The organism is Schleiferilactobacillus harbinensis DSM 16991, assembly GCF_000425885.1.
GTDB lineage: Bacteria > Bacillota > Bacilli > Lactobacillales > Lactobacillaceae > Schleiferilactobacillus > Schleiferilactobacillus harbinensis.
In genome coordinates this window covers 130,999-150,584 of record NZ_AUEH01000001.1, presented here as the reverse complement: position 1 = coordinate 150,584, position 19,586 = coordinate 130,999, and the positions used below count along the sequence as shown (strand labels likewise).

The following is a 19,586-nucleotide window of genomic DNA, read 5'->3' as shown; positions in this document are numbered from 1 at the left end:
GCTGGAACGTGGTGACGGCGCTTGAAGCCCGCAAAAAACGCGGTCTTCAAGTCGCCTAACCACATCAGCGGCAAAGCCGCTGTGTGGTTTCCACCACTGAGCTCATTTTGCCTCCGCTTGCTACGCACTCGGCCCTTGATACGCCAGGGCAATCAGACTGTTGTCTCAATCCCTATTCACCATTTACTGCTGATTCTTCTGTTCTTGAGCTTGTTGTTCACCCGTTAAAATGCCCTTGGCAACAAAGGTCGCGTAGTAAGGACTGCCAGTCGGGTTCGGATGTACTTGATCGTCCGAGAACCACTCTGGATGCGGTGTCGAATAATTATACCAGTCGATCACATGCAAATTTTTGTAGTGTTTAGCTGCTTCATTCAGCATGCTGTTGACCTGTCCTTGCCACTGTCTAGTGGGCACATGCGCATTGATCCAATATACGCGTCGATTGGGTCCAATGGCTTGCATGAACTGATCCAACTGATCCGTACTGAAGGGACCATTCGTACCTAATCCTACTAAGACAACATCAGCCATGGCCCCCTGCTGAGCCAATGCTTGCACCCGGGAAATTGTCGTGATCATTTGCTGCCCGACTTTGGCCTCCATATAAATCTTCGGGAAAATACGGGTCAGCAGTGGTTGTCCGTCAATCATGACTGAATCACCAAACGCCGTGATCGGCATCTGCTGCGCACGCTGCAATTGCACCTGGGTCAAACCATACTGCTCTAAATCTTTGTTCACTGGATGTTCCTTCGCCCGGGACTCTTCAGCAGCACTCTGCGATTTAGACAGCGATTCGGACAAGGATTTATCCTTGGCGGCCTTCTTCTTCTCTGCATTGGCGGACTTGATGGCGGCGAGTTGGGCCTTGCTGCGTTTATCGTTTTCAGCTTGGTTTTTCTTGATCCGCTTAGCCAGCGCAGACTGATCCGCGCCGTGGGCCTTGGTTTGGCTGCCCTGCACAACGCCGACGCTGCCGCCGACCAGAATTAACGCGACTAAAGCAGCCGCGATGCGGTTCGTCCAGCCTTTCCGGCTATCATTCCGCAACAAACCCTGAAACCACGTCTTGAGCTGACTGAAATCAAACTGGCCGATGGGCCGTTCAATCCAGCGATAAGACACCTCACTGATTGCTACGATCAGCACCACTTCGATCACGGGATACAAAATCGGGTGATTGGCGATGTCTGGGAACTTGGATTCAAAGAAGATCATGACCGGAAACTGATAGACATAAAGACCATAGGAACGAGAGCCAACCCAGTCAAAAACCGGATTGGTCAAAATGCGGTTCCAATCGGCCCCCGGATGGGCAACGACGGCAATGGTCAGCACGGTGAAGACTGTGAACAAAACCATCCCGCCGCGGTACGTCCAGGCGCTTTGAGCGTCCAGCGTGAAGAGCAGCCAAAGCATTCCAGCCATACCGACCAAACCCATACCGTCCAGCAGCCAGCGATCACTCCTAGCCACCGCAGTCCGCAACCGATCTGTGGGCCAGACAAAAGCCAGTGCCACCCCGAGAAAAATTCCGTACAACCGGGTATCTGTTCCGTAGTAAATCCGGCTGGGATCTACTCCCGGTTGGTACAAGAATGCCATCAACAAAGCCGACACGACTGAGATAGCCAACGCAATATTCGCCATCCAGCCGTTGCGATTCTTCAAGAGCTTGAATAGCAAAATAATCAGTAACGGCCCAAAAATGTAGAACTGGTTCTCAATGGACAGCGTCCACATATGGGTGAAAGGTGATTCATTGTTGGCAAACCGGTCAAAATACGACTGACCATTGCTGATTTGCCAAAAGTTATAGTAGTTTAACAAGTTGGCCGCAATGATTTTATGCAGATTAGCCAACAAGTTACGCTGAAACAACACGATATACGTACTGGTCGCGAAAAGCATCACGATCAGCGTGGGGTAGATTTTTTTCAGCCGCCGGCCGTAAAAACGGCGCAAGCGGAAATGACCTGTGCTGCGCAGTTCGCGCATCACTTGGTCGGCGATGAGATACCCGGCTAACGCGAGGAAGATTGGCACCCCAAGGTAGCCGCCCCGAAACACGTTGGGATTTAAATGGTATAAAATAACCCCCAAAACACCCAATGTACGTAACCCGCTGAAGCCGGTGATAAACCGCCGTTTCTTCGTTTGCCCTGCCCGTTGCATTACTTCCCTATCACCTTTCAGCTCAATCTATTCAACAAAATCAAAGGTCAAGTCCCCGATCATGACCGTATCGCCATCCCGGGCCCCCGCTTCCCGCAGGGCATCGTTGACCCCCATGCCGTGCAGCTGCCGGTCAAAGCGGACTAATGAATCCTGATGATTCAAATTGGTCATCTTGGCCAGTTTTTCGATCCGTTCGCCAGTGACGATGAAGACGCCATCTTCGTCCCGAGTCACCGTGAAGGCTGGTTCTTGACTTGGACCAGTGTAGGTCTTGGTCTTGGTTTCCGCGGCCCTTTCAGCTTCCTTCTCCGCATCCGCAGCCACAACAGCTTGCAGCAGCTCGGCTGTTTTATGCAGCAGCGGCTGCACGCCGGCGTGGGTCACATTGGATACCGGCATGACCGGCAAATCAGCCCAGGCCGAGTCGGCTAAGGCCTTTTTGAAGTCAGCCAGACGTTCGGCGGCACCGGGAATCTCGATCTTCGTGGGGACCACGATTTGCGGGCGATGCAGCAGTTTTTCGTCGTATGTGCCCAATTCATGCAGAATCTGCTGGAAATCATCAAACGGCTCGCGGCCGTTATCCGGATCCATATCCACCAGGTGCAGAATAACCCGGGTACGCTCGACGTGGCGCAAGAATTGGAAACCTAAACCGACGCCGTCAGCCGCCCCGGCAATTAATCCAGGCAAGTCTGCTAAAACAAAGTCGTTGCCGTCTTCTAAGCGGACCATGCCCAAATTAGGCGTCAGCGTGGTAAATTGATACGCCGCAATCTTGGGCTTAGCCTTGGTGACCACCGATAGGAAGGTCGATTTGCCCACGGATGGGTAGCCCACCAGACCGACATCGGCCAGCAGACGCAATTCCAGCCGGATCCGCAATTCCTGTCCCGGTTCGCCGTTTTCAGCGATTTCCGGGGCAGTGTTCTTGGCCGACTTAAAGTGGATATTGCCGCGGCCGCCCCGACCGCCCTTAGCGACGATCAAGGTCTGTTTATCATGGGTCAAATCACCCAGTTCCTCGCCGGTGTCAGCGTCATAAACCACCGTCCCCGCCGGGACCTTAACGTAGACGGGATCGGATCCCCGCCCATACATTGCTTTGATCATTCCGTTTTGGCCGGGTTTCGCTTTAAAGTGATTTTGATAACGAAAATCCATCAAAGTGCGGGAGCCCTCGTCAGCGATGAGGATGACGTCGCCGCCGCGCCCGCCATCTCCGCCTGCCGGACCACCGAAGGGAACAAATTTTTCATGGCGAAACGCCACCGCGCCGTCGCCGCCCTTGCCGGCCTTAACGTTGATCGTGACCGTGTCAACAAACATCGTGATTCCTCCTCGTATACATACCTTTTTTCATTCTAAAGAAAAAAACCGCAAATGTAAACTTTCCCGGTGCCCATGAAAACGCTCACCGGTCTACATTTTCGGCTTCACTTCGTTTAACTTATATTATGTTACTTTGATTGTGCCGCAGTCTGAGCGAACGCGGTCTTCAGGATGCCATAGATCCGCGCCACGTCCGCCTTGGTGCCCCGCAGCTCATAATCGGCGATAAACGGTGCTGTAAACGCCGCTGCATAACGCTTAGCTGTCAAACAATACTGGCGGTTGAAGTTCTTGTTGCCGCTGCCGATCACACCAATACACAGGTCCTCATTGCCGCCATCGGCGATGTATTCGCCCAAAGCATTGGTCATCAGTTCCTTGACCCCATTATCGACCCCATTGCCCCCATCGAGATACGTGGGTACCATCGCCACAAATGGCGTGGTTTCTTTAGCCGGCATCGTGGCCTCAGAGATTTCCTGGACCTCGACCAAGGGCTCGTCAGCGTTCGCCTGATGTTGAGCTTGACCGTAAGCCGCCAGTTTATCAGCAAACGACCGGGTATTGCCGGAAACAGAAATGAAAAGGACTCGGATATTGGTCATGTCAATGATTACCTGCTTTCTATCAACTACTTACAAACTGAGTAAAATTGTCTGAGCCACCGTCTTGGCGATCCCCAATGATTCGATATCGTCCACCGACGCCTCTTTGATCTTAGTCACCGAACCGAAGTGCTTCAGCAGTTTGATCCGGGTCTTGGGCCCGACGCCGTGGATCGCCTCCAGCTTCGACGCCAGGGAATTTTTGTTATGCGTCCGCCGGTGGAATGTAATGACAAACCGGTGCACCTCGTCTTGGACCCGCGTCAGCAGGAAGAAGCCCTGGGACTGCCGATCCAGATCGATGATCCGCGGCGGATCGCCAAAAAGCAGATCCGCCGTCTGGTGTTTATCGTTCTTCACCATCCCGGCCACTGGAATCGATAAGTTTAATTCATTGACCAAAACATCTTTGACCGCGTCCAGTTCAATCTCTCCGCCATCCATCAGGATCAGATCCGGCAGCGGCTTTTTCTCCTTCAGCAATCGGCTATAACGCCGGCGAATCACTTCTCGGGTATTGGCCGCTTCATTGGCGCCATTCTGATGCTCCACTTCGCCCTTTAACTTGTACTTGCGGTACATGCTTTTGTTCGGTTTGCCATCTTCATAATACACCATCGCCGAAACCGGATCGCTCCCTTGAATATGAGAGTGGTCAAAGGCTTCCATGACATGACCATACGGCAGGCCCAGCGCCTTGAAGATCTCCTCTTGCGCACCCACGGTTTGGCGGTTGTCCAGTTCCAGCAGGCGGAACTTTTCTTCCAGCGCCAGCTTGGCATTTTCATTGGCCATCTCCAGCAATTGGCGCTTCTGCCCCCGCTGGGGCGTGCGGAACGGGATGCCAAGAATTTCGCTGAGGACCGACTTCTCCACGCCAGCCGGCACCAGGACCTCCTTGGGGAGCACCTGATTCTTGCGGTTGTAAAACTGCAAAATAAACGTCGCCAGCTCTTCATCCGGCGTATTGACGCTGGGGAAAATCCGTTTCTCCCGCTTGATCAGCCGGGCCTGGCGAATGAAGAAAATCTGCACGGACAAATACCCTTTGTCCAGATAGTAAGTAAATAGATCCCGGGGGGTATTATCGTTAGAAATGATCCGCTGCTTCTCGACAGTCTGTTCAATATAGCGGATCTGATCCCGCAGATCAGCGGCCAGCTCGAATTGCAGCTTCTCGGCAGCTTCAGTCATCCGCTTCTTCAACGTGCGTTTGGCTTCCGCCACATTGCCGTCCAAAAAGCGTTTGATTTTCTTGATCTGGGCCGCATATTCCGCCTCCGGCACCTCCCGAAAGCACGCCCCCAGGCACTGCCCCATGTGGTAATAGAGACAGGGCCGGCCTAGATGGCCGGGACAGCGCCGCAGCGGATACACCTTCTGGAGAAACTGTAAGGTGCCCTGGGCGGCGTAGACGTTGGGATACGGGCCGAAATAATAGGCCCCGTCCTTCTTGATCTCACTGGTCAGCAGCAATTGCGGGTCCCGTTCGTTGGTGATCTTAATATACGGATACCCCGTGCCCCGCTTCAGCTTAACGTTGTAATAGGGCTGATATTTCTGGATCAGGGTGATTTCCAGCAGAAAGGCTTCCTTCTCGGTCGTCGTCACGATCGTATCAAAGTCCGCGATTTCCACATCCGCAATCTGTTCGATCAGCCGCGCCTGACCATTATTCTTATCCCCTTTAAAGTAAGACCGAACCCGATTTTTGAGGTTCTTGGCCTTCCCCACGTAAATGATTTTGGCGTTAATATCCTTCATGAGATAACACCCCGGCAGATCGGGCAGGAGCGCTAGTTTATGTTCAATATGTGCAGACGCCATGGATTGATTTTTCACTCCTTGAAAACAAATGTTCGCAAATCCAGTATATCAATTTCTCGTCAAAAGCGCTAGTGAGCGATATTCTACGCCTTTTTCCGCATAAAAGAAAGCGAGGCACACTGTGAAGTGCCCCATAATTGTTAGACAGATACTCTAACGATTGTGGGGCACTTCACTGCGCCTCGCTTTCTTTTATGGCTGTTTATTGTTCCAGAACCTTCGCTAAGAAGCTCTTTGTCCGCTCGTTTTGCGGATGGTCAAAAATCTGCTCTGGCGTGCCCTTTTCCGCCAGCACACCGCCATCCATGAACCACACTTCATCGGCCACTTTCCGCGCAAAGCCCATCTCGTGGGTCACCACAACCATGGTCATCCCTTGTTTAGCCAGGGTCTGCATGACCTTCAGGACTTCCCCGACCATTTCCGGATCCAGGGCGGAGGTAGGCTCATCAAAGAGCATCACATCCGGCCCCATGGCTAGGGCGCGAGCAATGGCCACCCGCTGCTGCTGGCCGCCTGACAAGGAAGCGGGATACGCATCGGCTTTATCGGCTAGGCCAACTTGGTCCAGCAGGGCCATACTTTGCTCCTTGGCTGCCTGGGGACTCGTCCCCTTGACCCGTTGCGGGGCCAAAGCCACGTTAGCCAACACAGTCATATTCGGAAAAAGGTTGAAGCTTTGGAACACCATCCCCATTTTTTCCCGGACCGTATCCAATTTGTTGGCCGGTAAGTCGGTAATATCCTGACCTTCAAAGGACACCGTCCCCGCAGTGGGTTGTTCCAGCATATTCAGCATGCGCAAGAAGGTGGACTTGCCGCCGCCAGAGGGGCCGATCACGACGATCACTTGGCCCTTCTCTACGTGGGAATCGATCTCCTTGATTACCTCATTATGGTCGAAGCTCTTCTTCAGGCCTTTTGTTTCAATCATACTAGGCATGCTGCATCTTCCTCTCTGCGAAGTTCAATAACCGGGTCAATCCGAAGACAAGGATGAAATAAATCACCATCGCTACGGCATAGGGCGCGATCCCCTTGTACGTGGCTGCCTGGACCAGCCGCAATTGATAAATCAAATCGGTGACCCCGATGACGGACACGATGGAGCTTTCCTTGATCAGGGAAATGAATTCATTACCCAGCGATGGCCAAATAATCTTCAAGGCTTGGGGCAAGATCACGTAACGCATCGTATCTTTGTACGACAACCCCAGTGACCTGGCCGCTTCCACTTGGCCCTTGGGGACGGAATCGATGCCGCCCCGGATATACTCAGCCACGTATGCCCCAGAGTTCATGGCGACCCCGGCCACGCCGGCGGTCAGCGCGGGAACATTTAAACCAAAGTACAGGAACATTACCTGAATCATCAACGGCGTGCCCCGGATGAATTCAACGTAGGCCGTGGCGATCCATTTCAATGGGAGGAAATGGCTGAGCCGGGATAATGCCAGCAAAGTCCCCAGCACGACCCCAATCAGGACGGCAATCAAACTGATCAGCAAGGTGTAGCCGACCCCTTTGATGAAGTAACTCCGATAATGCCACATGGAGGTGTTGGCCACGTTGACCTTCAAGCTCTTGCCGGCCTCGCTAAGGTACTTTTCAGTAAGATTCTGCTTTTTGATCTTGGCCAGACTTTGGTTAACGGCAGCCACTAGGGACGTTGAGCCCTTGGCAAAAGCGATGGCGGTACCGGAATCAGACTCGCTCAAATTAAATTGATGGTCCAACACGGTCAAGTCCGGATTGTTTTTAACATAAGCGGTAGCCACGGCAGACTCAGCGGCGATCCCTTCGATCTTATGGGTCTTTAAGGCGATGATCAGGTCTGTCACCTTTGTCAGCCCAGTGATCTTGGCCCCCTTGATCTGTTTCTTGACCAAATCATACTGCAATGAACCAGTCTGCGCCCCCACATTCTTGTTGGCGAAGTTTTTATAACTCTTATAAATGCTCTTGTCTGTCTTATTGATAATGATCGACTGACCGGAAGTGTAGTATACGTTAGAGAAATCCACGCTCTGCTTCCGTTCCGGCGTCGGGGTCATGGCTGACAGCACCATGTCCACCTTGTGGGTCTCTAACCCCACCAGCAGCGCATCAAAGTCCATCTGTTTAACGACCAGCTTGACCCCTAAATCTTTAGCGATCTGCTTGGCAATGGATACATCCATCCCCACTGGCTGATTATTCACCAGAAATTCGTAAGGCGGATAGTCCGGCGACGTTCCCATCACCAGTGTGCCCTTCTGTTTGATCTTGGCCAGCGATTGATCGGTCGCCGCCTGCGCCGGTTGGGCCTGACCGACCGCAGCGCCCAAACTCAGCAGCATCGTCAGCACCGCCAATACTTTAATCAACCAATGTTTTCTCTCCATGTCGTTCACTCCAATTTCGTAATGAATCTAATATACTCAGTCAGTGGCATTTATGCAACAAAATTCACAATTTATTCACTTTCGAGCTTATATTTTTAAATTTATTAATCCAGCTGAGCCGGGAAGTAGTTTTTCTGCCCCGCTTTTGGTACACTGTAAGCACAAGAGGTGATAGCAATGGGCTTAACTGTGAAACGAGAAAACACGCTGACCAGCTTGTTCGATCAATTTGCTACCCTGCCAGAGGACCTGAAGAAAAAGGTCGATCTGAAGGATGAGAAGAAAGACGACAAGCAGCACAAACCAAGCAAGGACGAAAAAAAGAAGTAACGGCAAAACGCCCCTGACCACCGTCTGAATTGACGGTGGTCAGGGGCGTTATTTAGTGAGTGCCCAGCGAGCTAAGCCTGACTGCGTTCTGGATCCTGCATGCGGGCCTCGATCCATTCCCACACAGCATCCTTACCCAGGCCAGTTTCCGCCGAAAAGAGGACCAGCGGTGTCCCCGGCGATAGGGTCATCGTTTTACGGACGGCACTTTCGCTGCGATTGTACTGACTCGGTTTCACTTTATCCATCTTGGTAGCCACCACGAGCACGGGCAAATGATAATACGCCAGGTATTGATACATGGCAATATCATCTGCCGTGGGGGCATGCCGGCCATCAACTAATTGGACAACACCGCGCAGTACCGAGCGTTCCGTTAAGTAGGCTTCGATCATCGCCCCGAATGCCGCCCGTTTGGCCTTAGAGACCTTGGCATAGCCGTACCCGGGCACATCTACGAAGAATAATTGATGCTCCACCTCGTAGAAATTCAAAGTCTGGGTCTTCCCGGGAGCACTGGACGTCCGCGCCAAAGCCTTTCGATTGATCAGCTTGTTCGTCAACGACGACTTGCCCACGTTGGAGCGGCCGACCAGGGCAATCTCCGGCCACCCGTCTGTCGGGTACTGACTAGGGGCGACTGCACTAATCCGAATTGAGACGTCGTTTACTAACACAGCGTACCTCCAAAATAAATTATGATGCTTTCTTCAACTGCAACTCTGGTTTCTCGTCACCGTGAACAGCGGCGGCAGTGACCAGTACCCGGTTCACATCGGGTTCGCTGGGCACTTCAAACATCGTGTCCATCATGACTTCTTCCAAAATCGACCGCAAGCCCCGAGCGCCGGTATTCCGCTCAATGGCTTCGTGGGCGATGGCCCGTAATGCCTCCGGCGTGAAGTCCAGCTCAACGTGATCCAATGCCAGCAGTTTCTTATACTGCTTCACCAGCGCGTTCTTCGGTTCTTGGAGAATCCGGACCAGATCATTTTCAGTCAATGGTTCTAAGGCAGCGATGATTGGTACCCGGCCGATGAATTCCGGAATGATCCCGAACTTCATCAAGTCTTCCGGGATGATCTGCTGCATGATACTCTTCGAAGTATCCACCGGCTTGTCCGAATCAGTGCCAAAGCCAATGGTCTTTTCACCTAACCGGTTGCGCACGATAGTTTCAATGCCATCGAATGCGCCACCGACGATGAACAGAATATTGGTCGTATCGATCTGGATAAACTCCTGCTGGGGATGCTTCCGGCCGCCCTGGGGCGGAACGTTGGCGGTGGTGCCTTCCAAGATCTTCAACAGAGCCTGTTGGACCCCTTCGCCGGAGACATCCCGAGTGATTGAGACGTTCTCGCTCTTCTTCGCGATTTTGTCGATTTCATCGATGTAGACGATCCCCTTTTGGGCCCGTTCCACATTGTAATCGGCATTTTGCAGCAGCTTGAGCAAGATGTTTTCAACATCTTCGCCCACATAGCCGGCCTCAGTCAGCGTCGTCGCATCCGCAATGGCAAACGGCACATCCAGCAGTTTCGCCAGCGTTTGAGCCAGGAAAGTCTTCCCGGAACCAGTGGGACCGATCAGCGCGATGTTGGACTTTTGCAATTCAGGCCCGTCATCGTGGGGGTCAGACATTTCGTTGACCCGCTTGTAGTGATTATATACAGCCACGGCCAAGGCGCGTTTAGCGTCGTCTTGCCCGATGACATAGTCATTCAATGTCTTCAAAATATCGATTGGCTTGGGCACCTTCAACAAGTCATCATAGGAATCTTCCTTGAATTCCTCATCAATGATCTCCTTGCACAAATCGATACACTCGTTGCAGATATAGACGCCAGGGCCGGCGACGATTTTCTTTACCTGGTCCTGAGTTTTCCCACAAAAAGAGCATTTGATGGGACCGGTGGTGTCAATATTATCGAACATTAAACCAACCCTTCTTTATTCTTAGCGTGCAACATATCATCCTAAACAATACCATATGGAGCTGGACCGGTAAAGGAAAACGCTCATGGCAACAAAACACGCAACCTCCCAACCGTACACAACGGCGGAAATTGCGTGTTCCGAAATACCGTTCAGAATGGCTGGACCTTATTCTTCCTTAGCAGAAGAAACGATCAAATCAATGGCCTTCTTGATGCCAATGTCGTGCTTCAGCATATCCGGAGTCAAGGCGTTGCGGACGTCTGCTTCCTTCATGCCGTATTCAGCTGCCAGACTCTTGATTTCATTGTTGACATCATCCTCAGACGGGTTGATATCTTCCGCTTTGACAACGGCTTCCAAGACTAAGTCAGTCTTCACCCGTTGGCCAGCGTCAGCCTCAAACTGCTTGTGCAGATCGGCTTCGCTTGTACCAGTCAATTGGTAATACATTTGCGGGTTGATCCCTTGGCGTTGCAGATTGCCCAGATATTGATCCATCTGGTTGTGGACCTCACTGTCAATCATCACTTCTGGCAGATCAGCGATCGTTGCATTGGCCACGGCCTGGTTAACAGCGGATTCTTGAATCGCATCGTCAGCCTTTTGGTCCTTGTCCTGCTTCAATTGATCACGCAGTTTGGCCTTCAATTCATCTAAGGTGTCCACGTCTTCGTCGACATCTTTGGCGAATTCATCGTCCAAGTCAGGCAATTGCTTCTCCTTGATTTCGTGGATGGTCACCTTAAAAATGGCTTCCTTACCCGCCAAATCCTTGGCTTGGTAATCTTCAGGGAAAGTCACTTTAACGTCGACGTTGTCGCCAGACTTGTGACCTACCAATTGATCTTCGAAACCAGGAATGAAGGAACCAGAACCGATTTCCAAGGAATAGTTGTCGGCTTTGCCGCCGTCAAACGGCTTACCGTCAATGCTGCCTTCGTAATCAATAATCGCGGTGTCACCCTTCTCGATGGCGCCGTCTTCCTTCAAGACCAGTTCAGCCTGCTCTTCTTGCAGAGAGTGCAGCTTGTCGTCTAAGTCCTTGTCTGTGACTTCGCGATCCTGCTTAGGCACAGTCAAGCCCTTGTAGTCGCCCAAAGTGACTTCCGGCTTAACGGTTACCTTGGCAGAAATAACCCACGGTTCATCCGCATCCATCTTTTCCACGTTGAACTTCGGTTGGTCAACGGGTGAGATAGCAGCTTCCTTGACCGCTGCATCGTACGCATCCGGCAGCACCAGGTTCAAGGCATCCTCGTACAAAGCCCCTTCGCCGAACATGCGGTTGAAGACTTGGCGGGACACATGACCCTTGCGGAAGCCAGGTACGTTGATGTTCTTCTTGACCTTGGTAAAGGCTTGATCCATACCCTTTTGGATCGTGTTCAGATCGATTTCAAAAGTCAAAGTACCATCATTCGTACCTTGCTTTTCCCATTTTGCAGACATATTAAATACCTCCGGTTACGTTTCACAATTTTTCGGACACACCGTGGTGTGTATCGCATACCTAACAATGATATACGAAACCGCCGCGGCTGTAAACAGATGGAAAGAAAAAGCCCCGTATCCACATGGATACGGGGCAATCACTATTTTAGACCAGGTCTAAAATTAGTCCAGAATGTCGGTTACCTGACCGGCACCAACAGTCCGACCGCCTTCACGGACGGTGAACTTCGTACCCTTTTCAATAGCGACCGGAGCGATCAGGTCAACTTCGAAGGTTACGTTATCGCCAGGCATAACCATTTCAACACCCTTAGGCAATTCAATCACACCAGTAACATCGGTGGTGTGGAAGTAGAATTGCGGCCGGTAGTTGGAGAAGAACGGTGTATGACGGCCGCCTTCTTCTTTGGACAAGATATAAACTTCACCCTTGAACTTGTTGTGGGTTTGGATAGAACCCGGCTTAGCCAAAACTTGGCCGCGTTCTACTTGATCCCGGTTAACACCACGGAGCAGGACACCAACGTTATCGCCGGCTTCGCCCAGATCCAAGGTCTTACGGAACATTTCCAAACCAGTAACAACGGACTTGAGTACTTCCGGCTTCAAGCCAACGATTTCAACTTCTTCACCGACCTTGATCGTACCACGATCGATACGACCAGAAGCAACAGTGCCCCGACCAGTAATGGTGAAGACATCTTCGACAGGCATCAAGAACGGCTTATCAACGTCACGTTCCGGGGTCGGAATGTATTCATCGATAACGTCCATTAATTCCCAGATAACCTTCTCTTGTTCGGGATCGCCTTCCAGTGCCTTCAACGCAGAACCGCGCAGAACCGGAATGTCATCGCCAGGGAAGTCGTATTCAGACAGCAGTTCGCGAACTTCCATCTCAACCAAGTCGATCAATTCTTCATCGTCAACCAAGTCAACCTTGTTCAGGAAGACGACGATGTAGTTAACACCAACCTGACGAGCCAGCAAGATATGCTCACGCGTCTGGGGCATCGGACCATCAGTAGCGGCAACGACCAAGATCGCACCATCCATCTGAGCGGCACCGGTGATCATGTTCTTAACGTAGTCGGCATGCCCAGGGGCATCGATATGCGCATAGTGACGCTTTTCGGTTTCGTATTCTACGTGGGCAGTGTTGATGGTAATGCCACGTTCCTTTTCTTCCGGTGCCTTATCGATTTCGGCATAGTCTTCAGCTTTGGCTAAGCCTTTAGAAGCTAATACCTTAGTGATAGCAGCCGTCAGAGTTGTTTTCCCATGGTCAACGTGGCCAATTGTACCAATGTTAACATGGGGTTTAGTTCTTTCATAATGTTCTTTTTCAGCCATGAAAAGAAACCTCCTATGTTTTTCGAGGACTCAGCGCACTTCTTGGCGCAAAGCCTTTAGATAAGATTGTACTACTTTTGTTGGGAAAACAAAAGGCGCAATTCCCTTCAAAAATATCCTCTTAGGATTATACGGTGTTTGAAAATGTTTGTAAACAACTGTTGGTGGAATTGTTACTGATTTAACGCGTTTAGTGCGTCATCAAGGCGTGTCAGCCACCGTTTTATTTTTGGCGCGGCCGTAATTGGTGCTGCTGGATCCGCGATCCGGGCAGAAACGACCTGCGCCCAAGCCGCCGGATCAGCCACGACATCCGTGAGCCGAGGAAATAATAACAGCATATACAAATGCAGCTCCTGGTCCAGGATCAGCGCCTGCTCCGGATTATCATTTTCCGCCGCGGTCACCGCCCGTTGCCACGCATCGGCCACCGGATTGTCGAATGGATTCCCCACCGCATTGGGCGTAAAGGTAATGACGTCATCAAACCAGAGCAGCCGCCGCGGGGCGGTCTCCCGCAAGGTCACATAATGCAGGGCCACTGTGTTGCGCAATCCTTGACTGATAAATTCATCAATCATCAAGCGCGGGGCAATCTGGTCAAAAGTTGGTACCGGTAACTGGGCCAGTTGATTGATTCGCATGGTCTGTTCCATGGTATTGACGCCGGCCAGCCCAGCAAATTGTTTGATCAGTGCAGCTTGGCCAGCTTGATTGGCCGCCAAGTACCGCTCCTGCTGATTGGTGAACACATCGGTGAGTTCCGCCAGCCGAGCTTGATCTTCTGGCGAGTGAGCCAAGTCCTGCAAGTTGACCAGCCATTCTTGGGCAGCCAAAAAGCGGTGGCTTTCGATCAGCAGCTGCCCGTAAAGCAGCCCATCGGTCAATGTGCGGGCGTACCCCTCAATAAACTCTTCCGCATAGGGCACCGCCTCGCTGGCCTGCCCCGCATGGAGCATGGCTTCAATCATCTGCCGATTCACTGCAAAAGTGTGCTGATCCCGGTAGGCAGCCTGAAAGTGGGCCACTGCCTGACTAAACTCGCCCGCGCGCAGCGACGCTTGGCCTAATTGCACATGGCGTTCGTCATTGTCCGGAAACGGCACGACTTTGTGCACCTCACGACTCATTGCTCGCGCCCTCATTCGCTGCGGGGGCCTTCGCTGCCGGTTCTTTGCGCTTGGCAGGGGTTGTCCGGCGGGCCGTGCGATGCGGTTTCACTTCCATGATGACCGGTAAAATGACCGGATGCCGTTTAGTCTGCTCGAACAGGTAGTGGGACAGCTTCTCCCGCATATTCTGTTTCAGATTTGACCAATCCAGTTCCTTGTTATCAAGATCTTTCTGGACGGCATTACGGACAATGTCCGCACTTTCAGCCATCAGATCCCGATTGGCTTTCATATAAACAAAGCCCCGGGCCGTCACCTTCGGCGAAGAAACGACTTTCTTCTTGCGCCGATCAATGGATACCACGGCGATGAAGATTCCGTCATCGGCCAGCATCTTGCGGTCGCGCAGGACAATATTGCCAATATCGCCGACGCCCAGTCCATCAATCATCGTATTTCCTGCAGTGACTGCCTGGGACAAATGCATGCCGTGCTTGTCGTAGGCCAGCACATCACCGATTTTGGTCAAGAAAATATGATCTGCGGGCATGCCCGCTTGTTCAGCAATCTCCGCATGGGCATTGAGCAGCCGGTATTCACCTTGCACCGGCACCAAATACTCCGGGTGCAGCAGGTTCAAGAGCAGTTGCAGATCACTCTTGTAAGCATGGCCCGACGCATGAAGATCATCGGAGATGGCCTTCACTTCCCCGCCAGCCCGATAAATCATATCTTTAGTCTTAGCGACCGTTGTTTCCATCGCGTATGACGGTGTCGTCGAAATAAAGACCAAATCGCCCTGATGGATGTGGACCGTGCGATGCTGGTTGGTCGCCATCTTCTGCAGCGACTTCAGCGGCTCGCCGGAGCGGCCGGTCTCCAAAATCACGATCTGATGATCGTCATATTTTTTGATATCCTTCACAGGGACCAAAATATCCGGTTGCGGCAGCTGCAGCAGTTTGAGCCGCAACGCGGTGCGCACGATCTTTGCCAAATCCCGACCGGTCAGGATCACTTTCCGCCCGGTATGCGCGGCCGCATCCAGCACTTGCTGAATACGGACAATGTTCGAAGCCACCGACGCCACAATGATCCGGCCGGCATGGTATTCAAAAAGTTCCAGGACGTATTTGCCGATATCATTTTCGCTGGTATTAGGATACGGCGACTCCGCGTTAGCAGAATCAGCTAACAAAGCCAGGACTGGTTCGGTGCCGATTTGGGCCAAGCGGGCAAAATCCGTTTGGTATAACGGAGCAGCCGCCTGATCAAATTTAAAATCACCGGTGTAAACAATTTGGCCCGCTGGCGTCTTGATCACAACGCCTAACGACCCAGGAATGGAATGGGTCGTCTTGAAGAAACTGACCGTGGCATTGTCAAAATCAATGGCCGTATTTTCGTCAATGACGTGAAAATCATTGAACTTATTGCCGCCCTTAGCAGACTTGACAGTGATTTTCGCCAATTCGACAGTCAATTGCGACCCAAAAACGGGAATATCGTGCTTCGTGATCAGGTACGGCAGCGCCCCAATTGCGTCGGCATGACCATGGGTCAGGAAAATTCCGGCCACCCGATCAATGTTGTCTTGAATGTATGAAAAATCCGGGATGACCACGTCCACCCCGAGCATTTCGTTTTCTGGATACTTGATGCCGCAATCCAGAATAAAAATATCCGAATTTACTTCGACGGCGTAGATATTCTTGCCGTTTTCCCGCACCCCACCGAGCATGATGATGCGTATCTTATCTTGCTGCTTACGCGTTTTTTGTACCATAAATAACCTTACACCTCAATATGGCCAGTCCCGGCTGGTTGCCGACTGGCGCTCTTTCCTTGGTTTCTGATTCACAGTTTTTTTCTGAGGCTGCCCCGCCAAGACTGGTTATGCCCCGCGGTACACCCCGAGTCCGCACATCAAAAATATCTACTGAACATTCTATCATAAACAGCGAGACCAAGGAACCCGCTCACAGAACCATCAGCTGGCGGTGCAAAGCGGCGTCATCGGTTTGAATCTGCTGCCACCAGGTTTGCACCTCAACGGCGGACAGCGGCAGCGATTGCCAGCGCAGGTGTACCTGATCGGCCGCGTGGCGGGTAAGGATCGCCGCCCCCGCCGCCTGATGCCAGCCGGCCCAAACGGTATCAATAGCCGTGTTCAGCAAAGCCGTCCCGTTGATCACCACTGCTGGCCAAGCCGGGCCGGCCGCCAATTGCTGCCGCGCAATACCGGTATCTGTCGCCCAAAAAATGCCCGCCGCATCACCCTGAGCCGCATAAACGGTGGCCGGGGTCGGCCGGGTTATCGTAGGGGCTGGCTGCTGCAGTGGCGGCATATGCTCAGACATAGCCGGTTCAGTCGCCAGGGTGCCGCCCATAAGTGTCACCACCTGGGCGGTGAAATGCTGCCAGGCGCTTTGCAATGGCCACCCCGGCAGAGACAATACAGCGCCTGCAGCCACCGAACCGTGCAACCCGACGATCGCTTCGCCCGTCTGGGTAATCACCAGTTCATCCGTCAGCCGCGCTGTTAACAGCCGGCTGCGACCCTGACTACGGTGCCACTGTGCAATACTGATGGCGGCGGCAATCAACGGATAGACCATCGGTGCCGGCGGGCCCACCACACTAAGCTGCCACGCCCCCGGCTGTTCAGCCCCCGTGGCCGCGAGCAAATCAGTGAGCCAGGCCGCTAAGTCCGGTTGGTCCGCTGTCAGCGGGGTCAGCAACGTAATACCCGCGGCCGATTCGGCCACCGCCGGGCTGACGATAACGGCCGTGCCGCCGTTTTCTAATATGACCGTATTCTTGGGAGCTGCCGGCAGCTGCACTGCCGTGATGACTTGGTCACCGATTTTTTGGCGAATTAACATGTTGCGCCCCTCTTTCTGTTCACACCATATCGATTTTCTGCTATCAGCGCAAGAAAAAGGCGCTCCAGCCGAAAACAGCTGAAACGCCATGATTGTTTGCCGTAAATTAACGACGCAGACCCAGAGATTGGATCAGCTCGCGGTAACGATCAACGTCGTTGTCCCGCAAGTAGGCCAGCAAGTTACGCCGGTGCCCGATCTTCTTCATCAGGCCGACATAAGAGTGATGATCCTTCTTATGAACCCGCATATGCTCGGTCAAGGAATTAATGTCTGCGGTCAAAAGTGCTACCTGCACCTCCGTAGAACCTGTGTCGCCCTCGTGCTGGGCATACTTGCTGATGATCTCGTTCTTTTGCGTTTGGCTAAGTGCCATATAAAACGCCACCTTTCTGCGAAATACTCGGATCACTGTGTCCTCGTTGGTGACTCGTGGAACAAAGTGACCGAACTGAAATTTGGTACTTCACTACTTTACTGGTTCTCCCCTTGAATTGCAAGGCCGAAACTATTATTGCATTGGACCAGCGCGGTCTGTATAATGGTTGACGTTGAGTTTAAATATGATAACTTAAACATAAACTGTTCGTGGGGGTGAATTCATGCCACAAATCAAGTCTGCCATCAAGCGGGTCAAGACTGCTGAAAAGGCCAAGCTGCAAAATGCTTCTCAAAAGAGCGCATTGCGTACGGCCATCAAGCGGTTCTTGGCTGCCAACGAAGCTAATGCCGACGACAAGCAATCCTTGTACACTGAGGCCATCAGCAAAATCGACTGGGCGCACAGCAAGGGTTTGATCCACGCTAACACAGCGGCGCGGAACAAGTCTCGCCTGACCCATTTACTGAACAAGTAAGACTCAAAAAGAAGCATACTGGTATTTTGCCAGTATGCTTCTTTTTTCTTGCTTTTGATTAAACGATTGGGGCTCCGCACGCCGTGCCAATGCTCCGCGATCTCCGGCTGAGGGGGCTGGTGACGCGCAGCAAGTGCGAAGCCGCAGGCGTAGCTAGCCATGACGGCGTTTTGAGCCTGCTGCGCAGTCTCAAAATCGCCTAACAACATCGGCGGCAAAGCCGCCGTGTTGTTTCCATGGCTGAGCCCCCTCAGCCTCCAATCGCTACGCATTGGCACTAAACACGCAGCACTTACCTATCTCAATTTAAGCTGTCTTTAATCCATGAACCGCCCGCAAGAACAGAATTATCGGATCCGGCTGGCTGCTTTTGAACAGAATCTCATTGTGCACCAGTTCGTTGTAGCAGGCCACTAATGTGGCTAAAGGCCACGCACGGTTGCTGCGCAATGCAAGCTTGATCCGGAACGGGTGGACATTCAACTCTTTGGCAATGGCCATCTGATTGAGGCCCTTGCGCGCCAAAATCTTGGTCTGAACCAGCAGACGGAATTGCCCCAAGAGCAGTGCGTTGAGCCGCAACGGTTCTTCTTGATTGGCTAACAGTTCCTGATACACGCGTACTGCTTGGTCAAAATGCTGCTGCATCAAGGCGTCGGTCACGGCAAAGACATTATCGGTCAAGGTATTGGGCACCAGATTCTCCACCAGTACCGGCGTGATTTCATGCCCCGGATAGGCACCTAAATACAATTTGGGTAATTGGGCCACCATCGTCGAATAATTAGCTTCTGTTTTGCGGACCAGCAGCCCCAGAGCGTCGTTGCTGATCGTATAGCCCTGGGCTTGGATCTCCTTGGTAATTCGGCCGCTCACGGCACCGCTGGCAACTTGCTGGGCATCAACCGTTACGGCATTCTTGCGCAGCCGTTTAACCGCCTTGCGCCGTTCATCTAATTTTTCATAGGGCGCGCTGATCACCAGCACCGTGGTTGGCGACGGCTGGGAAAAATAATCCGTTAGGGCGTCGATGGCCTCTTTGGACTGAGTCTTAGCACCAGTACCGGTGAGAAATTGCGGATCAGTCGCAATGACCACCCGCCGCTCACCATAAAAAGGCATCGACGATGTTTCGTTTAACAATTCCGCGATGGGGGTGGTGCTCATATCCAGCCGGGCGAAATCCATGGTTTGTTCGTCCGCGGTCAAGAGCTGATTGAATGCGGCTAAAGCGCTGTCCTGCAGCGCCCCTTCTGGTCCTAAAATCAAGTATAAAGGCGCCACATCGCCCTTCTTGAGATTTGCTTTTAGTGTGTTGACATCCACA

Annotated in this window: 17 protein-coding genes; 2 read left to right on the top strand and 15 right to left on the bottom strand. The window is 52.3% G+C overall.

Annotation, left to right across the window (positions count from 1 at the left end; all coding sequences use genetic code 11):
• Positions 1-183: 183 nt before the first annotated feature.
• The 6 genes from H627_RS16380 to H627_RS0100720 form a co-directional block, all read right to left on the bottom strand.
• Positions 184-2,178 carry an acyltransferase family protein gene (locus tag H627_RS16380; RefSeq protein ID WP_035439592.1) on the bottom strand — a complete coding sequence of 665 codons (1,995 nt, stop codon included), beginning with the start codon at positions 2,176-2,178 and terminating at the stop codon, positions 184-186.
• A 27-nt stretch (positions 2,179-2,205) separates the two neighbouring features.
• Positions 2,206-3,510, bottom strand: a complete 1,305-nt coding sequence (obgE, locus tag H627_RS0100740) for a GTPase ObgE (protein ID WP_027827366.1) — start codon at positions 3,508-3,510, stop codon at positions 2,206-2,208.
• A 131-nt stretch (positions 3,511-3,641) separates the two neighbouring features.
• Positions 3,642-4,118: a class Ib ribonucleoside-diphosphate reductase assembly flavoprotein NrdI gene (gene nrdI / locus H627_RS0100735; protein WP_027827365.1), complete on the bottom strand. Its 477-nt coding sequence runs from the start codon at positions 4,116-4,118 to the stop codon at positions 3,642-3,644.
• Between the two features lie 30 nt (positions 4,119-4,148).
• Positions 4,149-5,945: an excinuclease ABC subunit UvrC gene (uvrC, locus tag H627_RS0100730; protein ID WP_027827364.1), complete on the bottom strand. Its 1,797-nt coding sequence runs from the start codon at positions 5,943-5,945 to the stop codon at positions 4,149-4,151.
• A gap of 202 nt (positions 5,946-6,147) precedes the next feature.
• Positions 6,148-6,888 (bottom strand): amino acid ABC transporter ATP-binding protein, encoded by a 741-nt coding sequence (locus H627_RS0100725; protein ID WP_027827363.1) that lies wholly within the window; start codon positions 6,886-6,888, stop codon positions 6,148-6,150.
• Positions 6,881-8,329 (bottom strand): ABC transporter substrate-binding protein/permease, encoded by a 1,449-nt coding sequence (locus H627_RS0100720; protein ID WP_035439589.1) that lies wholly within the window; start codon positions 8,327-8,329, stop codon positions 6,881-6,883. The genes H627_RS0100725 and H627_RS0100720 overlap by 8 nt, the downstream gene beginning before the upstream one ends.
• Positions 8,330-8,506: 177 nt before the next feature.
• Between H627_RS0100720 and H627_RS20410 the strand changes: the two genes are divergently transcribed.
• Entirely contained in the window at positions 8,507-8,659 is a 153-nt protein-coding gene (locus H627_RS20410) for an SPJ_0845 family protein (protein ID WP_162921529.1), read from the top strand.
• A 71-nt stretch (positions 8,660-8,730) separates the two neighbouring features.
• Here the strand turns inward: H627_RS20410 and yihA are convergent, their stop codons facing one another.
• From yihA to rpsO, 8 genes are all read right to left on the bottom strand, one after another.
• Complete coding sequence (gene yihA, locus H627_RS0100710; protein WP_027827361.1) at positions 8,731-9,336, bottom strand: ribosome biogenesis GTP-binding protein YihA/YsxC; 606 nt, start codon at positions 9,334-9,336, stop codon at positions 8,731-8,733.
• A gap of 19 nt (positions 9,337-9,355) precedes the next feature.
• Positions 9,356-10,597, bottom strand: a complete 1,242-nt coding sequence (clpX, locus tag H627_RS0100705; protein WP_027827360.1) for an ATP-dependent Clp protease ATP-binding subunit ClpX — start codon at positions 10,595-10,597, stop codon at positions 9,356-9,358.
• Between the two features lie 168 nt (positions 10,598-10,765).
• Positions 10,766-12,049: a trigger factor gene (tig, locus tag H627_RS0100700; RefSeq protein WP_027827359.1), complete on the bottom strand. Its 1,284-nt coding sequence runs from the start codon at positions 12,047-12,049 to the stop codon at positions 10,766-10,768.
• 165 nt (positions 12,050-12,214) lie between these two features.
• Positions 12,215-13,405, bottom strand: coding sequence for an elongation factor Tu (gene tuf / locus H627_RS0100695; RefSeq protein ID WP_027827358.1), 1,191 nt, complete (start codon positions 13,403-13,405; stop codon positions 12,215-12,217).
• Positions 13,406-13,578: 173 nt separating this feature from the next.
• Positions 13,579-14,535, bottom strand: coding sequence for a hypothetical protein (locus H627_RS0100690; protein ID WP_027827357.1), 957 nt, complete (start codon positions 14,533-14,535; stop codon positions 13,579-13,581).
• Positions 14,525-16,303: a ribonuclease J gene (locus H627_RS16375; RefSeq protein ID WP_051225049.1), complete on the bottom strand. Its 1,779-nt coding sequence runs from the start codon at positions 16,301-16,303 to the stop codon at positions 14,525-14,527. The genes H627_RS0100690 and H627_RS16375 overlap by 11 nt, the downstream gene beginning before the upstream one ends.
• A 193-nt stretch (positions 16,304-16,496) precedes the next feature.
• A complete protein-coding gene (locus H627_RS0100680; RefSeq protein WP_027827356.1) occupies positions 16,497-17,402 on the bottom strand; it encodes a hypothetical protein in 906 nt (301 codons plus the stop codon).
• A 106-nt stretch (positions 17,403-17,508) separates the two neighbouring features.
• The gene (gene rpsO, locus H627_RS0100675) at positions 17,509-17,778 is read right to left on the bottom strand and encodes a 30S ribosomal protein S15 (RefSeq protein WP_027827355.1); all 270 of its coding nucleotides are present in this window, start codon (positions 17,776-17,778) and stop codon (positions 17,509-17,511) included.
• Between the two features lie 226 nt (positions 17,779-18,004).
• Between rpsO and rpsT the strand changes: the two genes are divergently transcribed.
• Positions 18,005-18,259, top strand: coding sequence for a 30S ribosomal protein S20 (gene rpsT / locus H627_RS0100670; protein ID WP_027827354.1), 255 nt, complete (start codon positions 18,005-18,007; stop codon positions 18,257-18,259).
• A 306-nt stretch (positions 18,260-18,565) separates the two neighbouring features.
• Here rpsT and holA read toward each other — a convergent pair whose 3' ends face one another.
• A complete protein-coding gene (holA, locus tag H627_RS0100665) occupies positions 18,566-19,585 on the bottom strand; it encodes a DNA polymerase III subunit delta (RefSeq protein WP_027827353.1) in 1,020 nt (339 codons plus the stop codon).
• Position 19,586 lies beyond the last annotated feature (1 nt).

Bases quoted from the DNA above. Each gene is read 5' to 3' on its own strand.
- H627_RS16380 (WP_035439592.1), bottom strand. From the start codon at position 2,178: ATGCAACGGGCAGGGCAAACGAAGAAACGGCGGTTTATCACCGGCTTC.
- obgE (WP_027827366.1), bottom strand. From the start codon at position 3,510: ATGTTTGTTGACACGGTCACGATCAACGTTAAGGCCGGCAAGGGCGGC.
- nrdI (WP_027827365.1), bottom strand. From the start codon at position 4,118: ATGACCAATATCCGAGTCCTTTTCATTTCTGTTTCCGGCAATACCCGG.
- uvrC (WP_027827364.1), bottom strand. From the start codon at position 5,945: ATGGCGTCTGCACATATTGAACATAAACTAGCGCTCCTGCCCGATCTG.
- H627_RS0100725 (WP_027827363.1), bottom strand. From the start codon at position 6,888: ATGCCTAGTATGATTGAAACAAAAGGCCTGAAGAAGAGCTTCGACCAT.
- H627_RS0100720 (WP_035439589.1), bottom strand. From the start codon at position 8,329: ATGGAGAGAAAACATTGGTTGATTAAAGTATTGGCGGTGCTGACGATG.
- H627_RS20410 (WP_162921529.1), top strand. From the start codon at position 8,507: ATGGGCTTAACTGTGAAACGAGAAAACACGCTGACCAGCTTGTTCGAT.
- clpX (WP_027827360.1), bottom strand. From the start codon at position 10,597: ATGTTCGATAATATTGACACCACCGGTCCCATCAAATGCTCTTTTTGT.
- tig (WP_027827359.1), bottom strand. From the start codon at position 12,049: ATGTCTGCAAAATGGGAAAAGCAAGGTACGAATGATGGTACTTTGACT.
- tuf (WP_027827358.1), bottom strand. From the start codon at position 13,405: ATGGCTGAAAAAGAACATTATGAAAGAACTAAACCCCATGTTAACATT.
- H627_RS0100690 (WP_027827357.1), bottom strand. From the start codon at position 14,535: ATGAGTCGTGAGGTGCACAAAGTCGTGCCGTTTCCGGACAATGACGAA.
- H627_RS16375 (WP_051225049.1), bottom strand. From the start codon at position 16,303: ATGGTACAAAAAACGCGTAAGCAGCAAGATAAGATACGCATCATCATG.
- H627_RS0100680 (WP_027827356.1), bottom strand. From the start codon at position 17,402: ATGTTAATTCGCCAAAAAATCGGTGACCAAGTCATCACGGCAGTGCAG.
- rpsO (WP_027827355.1), bottom strand. From the start codon at position 17,778: ATGGCACTTAGCCAAACGCAAAAGAACGAGATCATCAGCAAGTATGCC.
- rpsT (WP_027827354.1), top strand. From the start codon at position 18,005: ATGCCACAAATCAAGTCTGCCATCAAGCGGGTCAAGACTGCTGAAAAG.